This is a genomic window from Dickeya oryzae (assembly GCF_020406815.2).
Lineage (GTDB): Bacteria > Pseudomonadota > Gammaproteobacteria > Enterobacterales > Enterobacteriaceae > Dickeya > Dickeya oryzae.
In genome coordinates, this window is sequence record NZ_CP162670.1 from 3678639 (window position 1) to 3689901 (window position 11263).

Consider the following 11263-nt stretch of genomic DNA (forward strand, 5'->3'; position numbering starts at 1 on the left):
ATTATTTCCCCTTCACACAGGCGCTAAGTCCAATAGCACCGGCGGTGACCATGACCGGGTAGTGCGACAACTTCAGACGTCTGGCCAGATCGCTGCCATTAACCGGCAAAACAGTGATATCCGGGTAATCAGCCTGGATGGCCCGGAACAGACTCTCATCCGGCACACTGACCATCAGTACCGTCGCCGCCATCTCCTTGAGTTGTGGATAGCAGTGACGCAATATCGCCAGCGAGCGCTGATCATCCCCAAACAGAAATAGCGGCTGCATACCCGGCAGCGACACCGCCCGTTCCGGCTCAACGCCAGGGGACAATTCTGGGGTACGAATTGGCATCATGGACGACACGAACGCCCGCCCAGTTTGATGCGTGTCCGGCATACGAACCTCATCCTGAACCGGGTTAATTGCCGAAAAATAGCGATCGGTCGACTCCCCACCCAGGTCGGCCACCACCGTCAGCGCCATAGCCGCAGCAGGTACAACAAAGCAAAGAAAACACAGCAGAATACGGATCATTTATCGGGCTCCACCCAGGTCAACTGGGACAATGACGTGGCAGAAGCCACAGAAAGGCGGTTCAGCTTGCTGCGAACGATGTCCATATACACCCGGGCAGCCTGTCCGCCGGCAGGGTGGTGATAACATCCCGCCGCCCGAATCCAACTCCCAGGACTGGATTCGTAACAGGCGCGCAGCAGTCGTGCCGCCACACGCAGGTTGAGATAGGGATCAAACGCATCGTGTAGAGATGGGAAAAGATGGCCATTCCAGCCGAGATTGACCTGTGCAATACCGACATCAATGCGTTTGAGTGGATACACCCGGATAAATGACAACAGCGCCGCCATCGCTTTCTCACGGGTCTCATAGCGATATCCCGTCCCCGCAACGTTAATCGTCCAGGGCCACGGACGTACCCGCCCCCCTGCCAGCTTTTTGGAGCTTTCAGCCAACGCCAACGAGTACAGGGATTCAACCGGGACCCGCTCGTCCTGCGCGATCTGTTGGTAAGCCCAGGGGATATCCAGGACAAGGTCAGTTGCCGCTGATGTCAACGGCATCATCAGAGAAAACAACAAAGTGATTAAAACGCCGCAATTTGCCATCCGCCGTCCCCTTGTTGCAAGACCACAGGCATTTGCCCCTGGCCATACTGCATCCATAACCCCTTGTCATGGTTCAGGGTAATCTGCCGGCTGCGCACCCGATCAACCGGTATCCGGTGGGCTATCGCCCAGTTACGCACCTTGTCATCACTGCCATTGCTGTCGACCAGGTAAATGTCTACCGGCCTGTTATCAGCCAGGATAGCGGCGAGACGCGCATCACAACGCGAACAGTTGTCCTGCACAAAAAGAGCCAGGCGGCCAGACGTATCATGAGCGATACCCGTGGCATTACCCATATTGACGGCCAGTGAATTCGGATACAGGCGCGTCCACGCCGCATTCACCTCACGCTGGAACGCCAACTCTTTTTCAGTACGCTGGAACTCCTGCTTTACCCACAGCTCAGCCAGTCTGCGGCGGTCGGTCGGATTGTCGCTTTCAATCCCCAGCGCCGTCAGCGGATCTAGCCCTGGAGACTGTACGCCACGCGGTCCATTCATCAGCTGCTGGTATCGCTGCCATTCGTTTGCACTCAACCCCCACGCACTGGCCTGACGTTGCTGCTCGTCACGGATAATCGACTGCTGCAGAGACGAGAGTGATTGAGACTGCTGGACGCTGGAATCCTGTTTATCTGCGGCCAGTGCCATCGAACAAACAGACAGCAGCAATACGCCGCCGGCCAGTTTCCTGGATTTATAATTCATGCTCATGGTGTTACCTCAGGGGAATAGATTGGGAATGGCCATTGACAGTGAAGTGAGCCTGCCCACCATCAACCGCCGTCAGTGTCCAGCCGGAAAGGCTGTCGCCGGGAGATAAAAGACGTACCTGTGATAATGATGTCGGCGCATCAGCAGGCGATGCGACCAGAAACATCTGGCCGCCGCGGCGCTCAACGCCATTCACGACGAAAGGTGGAGACAGCGATTTATCCTGCTCTCTAATGCGAGGTCCCCGAGTCAGGGACTTTTTTTTTACTGTCTCTTTGGCAGCTGAGGCACCTTCTGTCGTCGACGTCGTGGCCGATTTTTCCGCTTTGCGGTCAGCGGTCATTTTTGACCACTGTTCTTTCCAGTCAGACAGGGCATTAAACTGCAACTGCAACGTTTCCAGCGCTTGCCGTTCTGCCGCCTGCGCGGTACTCAGACGCTGTATACTCTGTGTATTTTCAGCAACCTGCTGTTGCACCGCGTTACGCGATTGCTCAACGGTCGTTACCCGATCAGCCAGGGCCTGTGCATCCTGACGAGATAGAGTTAGCCGCCCTTCAATAGTCGCGATAGATTCTGACAGCTTGCTCAGATTCCCCGCACGGAAAGCCGCCTCAAGCGATGTCATCCTGATTTGCTGCAGACTCAGCTCATTGAGCAGATAAGCGTTGCAAGCCAGACTCGCAGTGATGATGACCACTTTACCAACACGCCAGATAGTCATCAGAAGCGAGGCAAAAGGAGGAGTGGATTTACTTTCACGGCTCTGCCGGAAGATAAACCCGTTTTTTACTGGCTTCTCATCGGGCAACGACGAGACGGCAGGAGAAACGGCGGGCTCCTCAACCGAAAACGAAGTAGCGGCTTCGGTGAGTGTTTCGGTCGTCATAACAACATCCTTTAGCATTTAGCAAATAGCAGACTACTGTCGCGCTACAGTGCTAAATTCAGTCAGCTATGACGAGCCGAAACTCATTTTGTGAAGGATGAAAAAACGTTAACTATTATTATTGTCCGACAATCAACTTGCCGACATAATTGCACCCTGCCTGGCCACCGCTTGCTCGACACTGGCACATCGGTTGCGTACTCAACTGGCCGGCACATGTTGAAGCCGAGTTGTTGTCGCAAATGCTGTACGGGCATTGATAGACGTTGATGTTCGTAGCCGTGCCTGACGCCGCCGTCCAGATGTGATCTTTACACGACAGAACGCCGCCTGGCCCATCACGACTCACTACGCCATTTTCGTCACACCAGGCCCCTGCAGTATTCACTTGATCAAGTTTCAGAACCTCGCCAGCACTTAATCGGCCATTTGCCCGAACACCGCCCCCTAGTATTGTTCCCCCCGTGTAAATATTTTTATCATTCACAGACCGAACCCAATCGTTGTCTGTCATATAAAATCCGCCGCCGTGGTCGGCGTTAAGCCAGCCAAGATTCCCACGTGAAACCAGCCATCCGTTTGTGCTGGTAACATTACCACCGGCGGTCACCGCGCCGCTGGCATTCACATCACCACTGAAATTCCCCGTCTGTGCGTTTACAGCATTGACGCTATTGAGGTCATTGCTTCCCATGTCGATGTCGGTATGCATTTTGTTTAAATCCGGCTTTCCTGTGACGGAGAACCGGTATAACCGATCGTTTTCGTTTCTTGCGGCTCCGAGTTCGTCCGTGGTCAGTAACGCAACAATATGGCCATTGGTAGTACTAACGCCAAAACTGCTGAGCGGCACACTCCAGCTGTTCATCGCACCGGTCGCATTGGTGCCATCCCATATATAGCCTCCCAGTCCATTGGTAATATCGATAGCAATCTGTCGTAATGCCAAAAACGGCAGCCCTACCCCACCCTGAGTAAACACCAGAGCCTGCAACTGGCTGGTATTGGTCGCATTGCGAATGACGGCTGCGCGGTAGGTATGACCTGATGAATTGGTGTCACTGAATCCGGCTTCCAGAAAACCAGTGCTCTTGAGCATGGCAGGAGTGATCACCACCGGTGCAGTTGTCGTGGCCGAATTCAACAATGTATCGTAATACCGGGCGGCATAGCTTTTTACCGCCACGGTAAATCGACTGGTCTGTGCCGCGACTACCTGCCATTCCCGCTGCTGCAGGTAGTCATTCCACTTGGTAGTTCCCCATATGGCTACCATAACGAGAATAATCAGCGCGACACCGGTACTCATAATGGCCCAGCCACGATCCGGCGTTTTTCTGGTTGAAATGTTCATGTTCACCACGTCAATAAAGGTTGATACAGCATCTGCAACATCAGCAACTGGCCGCCCCAGCACAGCCAGGGTCCCAATGGCCCTCCGTGGGATTGACGGCCAGCCAGTTGCCACAGGACAAATCCACCAGTGCCGGCCAACAATGCCTGCAACGCTGGCATCCAGCCAAGCCAGGCACCGAGCGCACCGGTCAGCCACACATCACCAAGGCCAATAACCTCCTGTCCGGCATACCAGGAGCCGACGCTGCGCAGTAGTGCACTCGCGCACACCAGCGCCGTGGCAACTGCGAGGTTAACCAGCCCCTGCGACTGCATCACGGCGACAAGAATGCCAGCGAGCAGACAGCTCCAGGTAAAATCACTCGGCAACCAGCCGGACAGGCGATCTGTCAGGGACATACGGAAGACGAACAGACAGAAAAACGTCCACAACAGCCGCGTCAGGCCATCAGTTGGTGCCATGATAATGAGCGTCAGTACACCGGCATGCAGCCAGGCGTAGCGCAATACCGTTCGTCTGCACCACAGCTCAACAGAGCGCTGTTCAGCCAGGAAATAATGCACCTGTCCGGACACAGCCATCAGTGCAGTCAGAGAGAGCACAAAAATCGGTACCATCAGCGGCCATGGCAGGGCCAGCGTAATCAGCGTCACAGTACGATCCCACGCCGTTCACGCAGCAACTGGCGATAAATGGCATAAATGCGGTTGGCATAGGATTCGCGGCTTTCGTGTCTGTCCTGACGAAAACCAGCGTTGTAGGAACCAAGACAGTTCCATGAGATACCGCACACCTGGAAATGGCGGGCCAGTATCCAGGTGCCGATTTGTACGTTAAGACACGGACGGGTGAGAAGATCGTCCGGCCCGCTGATGATGCCTTGTTTAATCAGGCCAGGCAGGTTTGTTGAATTCACCTGCATCAGACCATAATCCCTGCTGACCTCCCGCCGGGTGACTTTGTCACGATTGATATTTACCGCGGCAGGATTAAGTGAGCTCTCTCCCTTGGCTATCGCCAGCAGCAACAGCGGATCGATATGGTATTTTTCGCCGGCCGCTTCGAAGCAGAATGCCCGTGCCGACGGCGATACCAGAGCCAGCAGGACGGAAAGCAAGGCCGCATACCACATCATCATCAACCGTTAACAGTAAAAACCAGCGTATTATTGCCGGTACGACCACTATCAGCCTGGCACGCCTTGCCGGCATCTTCAGCGGACACTGCACCATCGCTAAACGCCGTGCTGTTGATCGTGATACCGGCAAATGCCCCACCGGCACCCAGTTGCTGGGCAATGGAGATACAATCCGCTTGCGGAACTCGCGGATACGTGACCGAAAACCCATTGTTAAACCCGCTAGTGGCGACAGGTGCCATCACTACCTGTCCGCCGTAAGAGTTCCACAATGTTGCGGTTCCCGATGATGCAGTGCCCTGCACCGTCATCCCCTTGGGTGCCCCCCCCACCTGGATTAGGGTCCCGGTCATGGTGGTACCACTGGTAAAGTTGTAGCCACTGTTGCTTTTCATTGCACGTCCATTCGATACCAGGGTCTGAATATTAGTGGTTTCAACAGCAACGTCCTTTTTAAACCACAGGTCCCACAACTTTGATGCCACATAGGCCACGACAATGATGATGAGTACAGCGACCGCACCATGCTCAAGAATCGCCCAGCCACGATGTGGACGTTGATTAACTGAAACTGACATAGGTATTCCTTAATGGACAGATAATGAAACGATGTCTTGAATTTGCATCACCATCTCAAGGATGAGTAAGAAGAAAGTGATTATCAGGAGCAGGGAAAAAAACTTGGCAGTATTGGCGCGACGGGCGACCTGCTGCAGAGCTTGCTCAAGCCAGCGGTCGGCATAGTTGCTGATAAGCGAGGAGGCACCATCCCCCTTCCCCAACAGCGACAGATAGTTGGCAGCCTCCTGACTCGGGAAACGATAGCCACAATGACGCAGTGCCATGCCCAGTGCATCACCTCCGGTCATGCAGTCCATCGCCGCTTCCAGCCGCTCCTGCAACCACGCAGAGCCGTAACCATGCAGGACCTGCAGCGCTTTCAGCTCAGGCACCCCTGCCCCTAGCAACGCGGCAACATTCATCAGGAACACCGCCCCCTGCAAGTCCTTGTAAAGTGACCACGGCAGAGCATAGTCAGCCAGTCTGCGCAGTTGGCCACACCAGCGTGGTAACGACCAGGTCACCCCAATCACCAACAACACGCCACCAACCCCTGCTACCACACCCCATTCGGATGTCCATGTGGCGATGGTGTTCATCAGGCCCAATGCGCCGGACCAGTTTTTCGGGTCTGACATCGTACTGAGTGTGGGAACAAGCATCAGGTTATTAACAGCCAGCAGCGCCCCACCAAGGATTACCAGTACCAGCGGGTAAATCGACGCGAACAGGACCTGGAGCAGGATCCGCCGCCTCGCCATAATCAGCTTGTCAGCTTGCATCAGCGCACGAGGCAAGCCACCACTTTGCATCCCGGCACTGATCAACGCGGCCTCTTCGCTCGGTGCCCATACAGCAAGCACGTCTTGCAGTTCACGCCCTGCACGGTTATCGCTTAGCGCCTCAAGGCAGTCGTCTACCAGCTCGATATATGGACTCCACCGGCGTCCGAAATCGGTATGCACATCACCGATCATCTGCAGCGCTTCAGCCAGCGGAGTCTTGTTATCCAGAAGGAAACGCAGCGTTTCGTAAAACGGCTGCCGATAGCGGCTGGTAAACGAATTACGAACCAGGTAATAACGCAACCGTCGTCCGATATTCATCGGGCGTTCTGGATGAAAAGCATCAGACATTAGAACCACCATGCCCTGCCCCTGAATCAGAATAAATACCAGATGCGTAGTACTTCACTTGTATATATCGGCTATAGATAAGCGTTGCCAGGCCATCAATGGCCATCGAGAGGAGTAACAATGCGAAGTACATTGCCTTCAACTCATGAGCGGATTCATTCGCTACATCAGATAACGGTTTGGAAACATTCGTACAATTATCGACTGACATCTCCGGGGGTAACACCGCACAATGCTCCGTCATAACATATCCGGCGGATGCGGTCTGAAAGGCTTTCGCATCAATTTCCAGTTTATGGAGATAAAACCCCTCCAAACCCATTGATAGTGATTTAATAAAAATTACGCAAAGAAAGAGCCAGCCCAGTAAAAGTGAGGGCCAAAATAAAGTAATTCTTAATACACATATGGCGTACCGTACAAATTCACTTAATATTTGTCTTTTCATGTTTTACTCCAATAGTATTTATCCAATTCGGTTTACCTGCTAATAACGCCAATAGCCTTTGCCCACTAATAATGAAAAGTTCAGTATTGCTATGGCGTTCCCCTGATGCATGTTTCCAGCTTTTATTCCCCGTTCGTCCGGTATGAATAAAGAAACCACCACACTGATGCTGTATTAGGCGTTGTGAAAACTCGCTAACGTGGCGCGGGGATATTGCGTTTTTGTAACGTTTGGCCTGAATAAGCCAGCGCCGTCCATGGATAAATACCTGCCCATCAATGCCACCATCGCCACTGTATGAAACGTTACGGATCACCTGTAACCCATAACGTTCAAAAGCCAGCAATAGCAGCTCCTCAAAAACATATGGGCTAACACGTCGCAGATAAGCCAATCGCTGCCCATCGCCAGCTAATGTCGGCAGTCTCATCAGCACACGTTCAGCACTGGCACGATAACGACGATGACGCCGGGTACTGGCTTTTTCACGCCGACGCCACGGATACGTAATGAAGAGTGTAATACCCGCGAAAACAAAAAGAACCTCCATCAACTCAAGCAGCATGGGGAACTTCACTCGCTAGCACCGCATCTTCATCGAGCGGGCAGACACGATCCCCTTCCAACGGATCGACCCGTCCTTCGGACAGCCGACGTAGCAGATGTAGACGGCGGCTAATACCACCCCGGTGGTTCAGCCAGTACTGACGGGCTACGGCATTACCGTGCGACAGCCATAGCGACATAAATCGCGCATCCGGGCGAATAACTTCCGCTATCGCAGTCCGGCCAATTACCCCACGGCTGACGATACGACCGGTCAGTTCCAACGTCTTCTGACAGTGGGGGCACCCTTCAGGGTTTCGAAAGTAAAGTTGCTCCGGGGTGCAGACACCAGGCTCATTACACCACTGTTCGAGCCGAGCATGAGTTTCCTCATCCAGTTCCGGTACTTTGTCATGCCAGGGAACCCGGCAATGTGGACACAACACCGGAACCAGCCGCTGACTAATGAGGCCGACCATCAGTTGCGCATCGGCGATCAAATGCCGGTCAACCCCCATCACGGCCATACGCGAGAGAATGCCGACGGCGCTGTTACTGTGCAGGGTGGACATCAGCAGATGCCCGGTCTGCGAGGCATAAATACTCGACATCAGCGAGTGATACTCACGCATTTCACCGTTTACAATACTGTCAGGGTCAAGACGCAACAGGGATGCGTCGCCATCTTTCCAGGCTTGCGCAACATCATCTGGAGACTGGCTTTTCGGTATCACAGGCGTCTGAACGGCACCGACGGTACGTCCCTCAATGGGATACTCCTGTGTCAGAAGACGCCGCCTCCCCTGATACTGATCCAGCCACATCCGACTGAACACACGTAGCGTGGTCGACTTACCCGAGCCCGTAGGGCCGGACAGCACCACCATGCCTTCTGGCTGACGTAAGATGTACTGGCACTCTTTTTCCTGCTCCGGCAGAAATCCCTGATCGGCCAACGTAGGCACATGGTCGCCGTCATCAAGAATCGTTCGCAGCACCACATACAGACCGTCAGCAGTCGGTTTGTGCTCATAGCGTGCCCCATACAGACCGGCACGTCGCGCATAAAGGGCATCGATACGTCCTGACTGTATCTTGTTGTCATAAAAGCTGGTTTCGTGGATATCACACATCGACAGGTAGATTGTGGATACCAGCGTCCGACCTTCTTCAGCTGTCAATTCGTCAATGACATAGAGTTCGCCGTGAACACGCATCTCAATAATCGTCAGGTTGAGATCACGGCTGATGGTAAAATGGATGTCTGACGCAGCGTGCTGTTCTGCCAGTGTCAGATATGCAACGACTTTTTTCTGCGACTCGCTGAGATCACCTGTTGCATCCGTTGACGGAATCGTCAACTGTAAACGCCGTGAGCTAATCTCACTCAACGGCACAAATTCGGTTTCAACTCGCTGGTTCTTCTTGCGCTGATCCATCACCCAGCGCTGAATACGTTCATCTCCACGCCGGTTAATGTCGATAACCAGTCTGGTGGCCCCCAATGTCGGCGTTTCCACCAGTACAAAGTCCAGAATGTCTTTATCTACTTGCTGCATTGCTGGCATGGGTTACTCCTCAGAACGACAGTTCGGAGCCGTCACTCAACTTGACGGCCGTTGCGGTTATCGACTGAACGTGCGTTTTCGTGCCAGGAATGGGGTCTCCCACAGCAACTTCGGTGACACCACCGCGTGGCAGCAGAATGCGGGCGCGTAACTGATTGCCGCGCCCATAGATTTCCTGCAGTTTTACCGTTGATGGCTCGATGCCGGCTTTCTCCTGTGCTATCGATAATGGCGATGAGGGTGTCATGGACGGTGATACCGGCATCGACAACGGTGATGTCGATGGAATCGATGGAATAGATGTCATCGCCGTTGCTGCGTCAGTTTGGCTCTCACGTAGTTGACGCTGCAGACGTGCAGTCTGAACCTGCTGCTCAAGCAGCATATTTCGCGCCTGTGCTGTCTCAAGTTCACCCATGGTGACATTGCTGCCGTCATCCATAGCCCATACCGGTGCAGAACCGGTGAAAAGGAACAGAGCCAGGCACCCCCCCGGCCAAATCGGGTTATTTTTGCGCATACAGGCTCCCTGTGATCGTGTAGGTAAATTGCGACTGTGGACTTACCGTGATGGCAATACTGGTCAGACGCAGACCATTGTCATCAACGTCAGCCAACAGCCATTCAGCAGCCAGACGGGAATTGAGGGAAAAGGTGAATTCACGCCAGTCCTGTTTCAGTGGAATATTCTGTGCGCCCGGGACCGGCTCTGGTGGCTTGACTTCGGTAAACTGCACACTGATACGCCGACGCTGCAGATGGGCGATAAACCGCATCAACTGCTCATCCACAGTTGGTACATCCTCATCACGAAAGGCCGTTCTTTCTTCTGACAATGGGATGAAAACGTCACCGCTCTGCCCCCCCTCCAACAGGTTGAAATGAGCAGAATAGCCAAATAGCTCACGAACACGTCGGGCGAAGTCAACCAAGGTACTACCTGGTGTGGCGGCATATCGCAGCCGCAATTGACCTGGAACACATTCGGCATTAGTCAGACGCCAGCCAACCACAGAAACCTTCAGCGGTTCTCGAGTAAACCAGCACTGGTTCAAAAAAACCGAGGCAGGCAAGATCCGTGACCAGGGATGCGGCGCTTTTTGAGGCTCTGCCGGTTTTGTGGGCAACAATGCCTGACGGGCACGCAACTCAGCCAGTGCAGCTGCCTGCTGCGCCTTTTTAGCCGCCTCATCGCGCCACATATAAAGCCCGGTCAGAACCAGACTGACCGCCAATGTGAGTGTGAAAAACCTCACCGGTGACACGTTCTGTCGCAGGCGCGACTGACGTAACTGACGGCGGCTCAGCCCATGAATCAATACCGACCAGTCTTGTGGGTCATCTGCCGATGCACAGCAGGAAAAGCCGTCGTCACCAGACTCGTTAAAATCCAGAAAATGCTGCTGAGCCAGCTCAACATCCTGGCGTGTCCCCATCACATCAGCCATGACGGATAGCCGCCCCTGTACCGTGGCCAGAAATACCCAGCGGTCATCCACGTCACTCAGCCGGTAGATACCATAGCTGTTGGCCCCGGCCTGTTGCAAAAAGGCCATGGCCAGCGCATACAGTGGCAAACGACGCCGCCGTTTCGCCAGGCTGACATAGCCGACCATGCGAGAGGGCTGACGTCCGGTAAATATCACATGCGAGTCCGGCTGCCGGACAGACAGGCGACGTAACCAGTCCGTAGACTGGTAATTCTCCCATCGCAAACCGGCCACCCACCCCTGTCGGTTAGCCAGCAATAACGTGCCAACGGTTCGTGCATTATTTTTTGTACGTTTCATAGCG

At 53.9% G+C, this 11263-nt stretch carries 14 protein-coding genes; all 14 read right to left on the minus strand.

From position 1 onward, the window contains the following. Position 1 precedes the first annotated feature (1 nt). Entirely contained in the window at positions 2-520 is a 519-nt protein-coding gene (locus tag LF929_RS16080; RefSeq protein WP_226092972.1) for a PFL_4695 family integrating conjugative element protein, read from the minus strand. Continuing rightward, positions 517-1065 carry a transglycosylase SLT domain-containing protein gene (locus tag LF929_RS16085; protein WP_226093020.1) on the minus strand — a complete coding sequence of 183 codons (549 nt, stop codon included), beginning with the start codon at positions 1063-1065 and terminating at the stop codon, positions 517-519. Before LF929_RS16085 ends, LF929_RS16080 begins: the two co-directional genes overlap by 4 nt. Positions 1066-1088: 23 nt before the next feature. Then, positions 1089-1763: a TIGR03759 family integrating conjugative element protein gene (locus LF929_RS16090; protein WP_226093021.1), complete on the minus strand. Its 675-nt coding sequence runs from the start codon at positions 1761-1763 to the stop codon at positions 1089-1091. 67 nt (positions 1764-1830) lie between these two features. Then, on the minus strand, positions 1831-2715 hold the full coding sequence (locus LF929_RS16095) for a hypothetical protein (RefSeq protein ID WP_226066790.1): 885 nt from the start codon (positions 2713-2715) through the stop codon (positions 1831-1833). 118 nt (positions 2716-2833) lie between these two features. Next, entirely contained in the window at positions 2834-4069 is a 1236-nt protein-coding gene (pilV, locus tag LF929_RS16100) for a shufflon system plasmid conjugative transfer pilus tip adhesin PilV (RefSeq protein ID WP_226066791.1), read from the minus strand. A 2-nt stretch (positions 4070-4071) separates the two neighbouring features. After that, the gene (locus LF929_RS16105) at positions 4072-4725 is read right to left on the minus strand and encodes a prepilin peptidase (protein WP_226066792.1); all 654 of its coding nucleotides are present in this window, start codon (positions 4723-4725) and stop codon (positions 4072-4074) included. Continuing rightward, positions 4722-5204 (minus strand): lytic transglycosylase domain-containing protein, encoded by a 483-nt coding sequence (locus LF929_RS16110; RefSeq protein ID WP_038903521.1) that lies wholly within the window; start codon positions 5202-5204, stop codon positions 4722-4724. Before LF929_RS16110 ends, LF929_RS16105 begins: the two co-directional genes overlap by 4 nt. 5 nt (positions 5205-5209) lie before the next feature. Beyond that, positions 5210-5788 (minus strand): type 4 pilus major pilin, encoded by a 579-nt coding sequence (locus LF929_RS16115; RefSeq protein ID WP_210175776.1) that lies wholly within the window; start codon positions 5786-5788, stop codon positions 5210-5212. A 9-nt stretch (positions 5789-5797) separates the two neighbouring features. After that, a complete protein-coding gene (locus LF929_RS16120) occupies positions 5798-6907 on the minus strand; it encodes a type II secretion system F family protein (RefSeq protein WP_226066793.1) in 1110 nt (369 codons plus the stop codon). Next, positions 6900-7355 (minus strand): hypothetical protein, encoded by a 456-nt coding sequence (locus LF929_RS16125; protein WP_226066794.1) that lies wholly within the window; start codon positions 7353-7355, stop codon positions 6900-6902. The genes LF929_RS16120 and LF929_RS16125 overlap by 8 nt, the downstream gene beginning before the upstream one ends. Then, complete coding sequence (locus LF929_RS16130; protein WP_226093022.1) at positions 7333-7905, minus strand: restriction endonuclease; 573 nt, start codon at positions 7903-7905, stop codon at positions 7333-7335. The genes LF929_RS16125 and LF929_RS16130 overlap by 23 nt, the downstream gene beginning before the upstream one ends. A 4-nt stretch (positions 7906-7909) precedes the next feature. Then, positions 7910-9469: a GspE/PulE family protein gene (locus LF929_RS16135; RefSeq protein ID WP_226092973.1), complete on the minus strand. Its 1560-nt coding sequence runs from the start codon at positions 9467-9469 to the stop codon at positions 7910-7912. Between the two features lie 10 nt (positions 9470-9479). Next, positions 9480-9989, minus strand: coding sequence for a type IV pilus biogenesis protein PilP (pilP, locus tag LF929_RS16140; protein ID WP_226066796.1), 510 nt, complete (start codon positions 9987-9989; stop codon positions 9480-9482). Next, entirely contained in the window at positions 9976-11259 is a 1284-nt protein-coding gene (gene pilO2 / locus LF929_RS16145) for a type 4b pilus protein PilO2 (protein WP_226092974.1), read from the minus strand. The genes pilP and pilO2 overlap by 14 nt, the downstream gene beginning before the upstream one ends. Positions 11260-11263: the final 4 nt, after the last annotated feature.

Excerpts from the sequence above, each read along its gene's own strand:
- pilV (WP_226066791.1), bottom strand. The coding sequence starts at position 4,069 with ATGAACATTTCAACCAGAAAAACGCCGGATCGTGGCTGGGCCATTATG.
- LF929_RS16135 (WP_226092973.1), bottom strand. The coding sequence starts at position 9,469 with ATGCCAGCAATGCAGCAAGTAGATAAAGACATTCTGGACTTTGTACTG.
- LF929_RS16080 (WP_226092972.1), bottom strand. The coding sequence starts at position 520 with ATGATCCGTATTCTGCTGTGTTTTCTTTGCTTTGTTGTACCTGCTGCG.
- LF929_RS16120 (WP_226066793.1), bottom strand. The coding sequence starts at position 6,907 with ATGTCTGATGCTTTTCATCCAGAACGCCCGATGAATATCGGACGACGG.
- LF929_RS16110 (WP_038903521.1), bottom strand. The coding sequence starts at position 5,204 with ATGTGGTATGCGGCCTTGCTTTCCGTCCTGCTGGCTCTGGTATCGCCG.
- LF929_RS16130 (WP_226093022.1), bottom strand. The coding sequence starts at position 7,905 with ATGGAGGTTCTTTTTGTTTTCGCGGGTATTACACTCTTCATTACGTAT.
- pilO2 (WP_226092974.1), bottom strand. The coding sequence starts at position 11,259 with ATGAAACGTACAAAAAATAATGCACGAACCGTTGGCACGTTATTGCTG.
- pilP (WP_226066796.1), bottom strand. The coding sequence starts at position 9,989 with ATGCGCAAAAATAACCCGATTTGGCCGGGGGGGTGCCTGGCTCTGTTC.
- LF929_RS16115 (WP_210175776.1), bottom strand. The coding sequence starts at position 5,788 with ATGTCAGTTTCAGTTAATCAACGTCCACATCGTGGCTGGGCGATTCTT.
- LF929_RS16090 (WP_226093021.1), bottom strand. The coding sequence starts at position 1,763 with ATGGCACTGGCCGCAGATAAACAGGATTCCAGCGTCCAGCAGTCTCAA.
- LF929_RS16095 (WP_226066790.1), bottom strand. The coding sequence starts at position 2,715 with ATGACGACCGAAACACTCACCGAAGCCGCTACTTCGTTTTCGGTTGAG.
- LF929_RS16125 (WP_226066794.1), bottom strand. The coding sequence starts at position 7,355 with ATGAAAAGACAAATATTAAGTGAATTTGTACGGTACGCCATATGTGTA.
- LF929_RS16085 (WP_226093020.1), bottom strand. The coding sequence starts at position 1,065 with ATGCCGTTGACATCAGCGGCAACTGACCTTGTCCTGGATATCCCCTGG.